General features: G+C 63.2%; 1 protein-coding gene. It reads right to left on the reverse strand.

The features are described from left to right. Nucleotides 1-9 precede the first annotated feature (9 nt). Nucleotides 10-819, reverse strand: coding sequence for an IS5 family transposase (locus tag ACYQ6W_RS22650; RefSeq protein ID WP_459678564.1), 810 nt, complete (start codon nucleotides 817-819; stop codon nucleotides 10-12). Nucleotides 820-868: the final 49 nt, after the last annotated feature.

Below are 868 nucleotides of genomic sequence, written 5' to 3' on the forward strand. Positions count from 1 at the left end.
TAGAGGGTGTTATGCACCTGGGATGAGGAGAGCGGCCTGCTTCATCATGAAACAGGCGAAAGCGACGACGTGCAGGCCAGCGAGAGTAGCAGCATAGCGCTCATAGTCTTTGACGAGACGTCGGCACCTGGTGGCCCAAGCGAATGAGCGTTCAACCACCCACCGGCGTGGCAGCAGTACGAAGCCGCGCTTGGCTTCGGGCAGTTTGACCACCTCGAGCGCGATCCCATGCTGCGCGGCTGCGGTGGCCGGGCGTTCGCCCGTGTAGCCCTGATCCACATAGGCGAGTTCGACGCTCTGGTCGGTCGCGGCCTGGATCGCCTCCGCCAAGCGGCCAACCTCGGCACGATCATCATGGTCGGCAGGTGTCACGTGCAGAGCGAGCAGGTGGCCGAGCGTGTCGACTGCCATATGCAGCTTGGACCCGCGTTTGCGCTTGGCGCCGTCATAGCCTGCGCGGGTGCCGCTCTCCGGCGTCGAACGCAGAGTGCGGCTGTCGATGATGGCGGCCGTGGGCTCAGGCGGCCGCCCATCTTTCATCCGCAGCACTGCACGAAGGTCATGCACTAACGCCTCGAAGCAGCCCGCCTGCAGCCAGCGCTGCGTCTGCTGGTAGACGGCGAACCAGGGCGGAAGGTCGTTTGGCATGGCGCGCCAGGCGATTCCGTAGCGGACCACGTAGCGCAGCGCGTTGAACAACTCCCGAAGCGAGTGCTGTCGTTGCGGCGCGTCTTCACGAACCAGCGTCAGATAGGAAACCACCAACGACCACTCGTCGTCTGACACGTCAGAGGGATACGGCTTGCGAACGCTCTCCATGCCCGCAGGTATGAATCAAACCAGTGGGAAAGTACATAACACCCTCTAG

It is taken from the genome of Acidisoma sp. 7E03 (assembly GCF_054665075.1).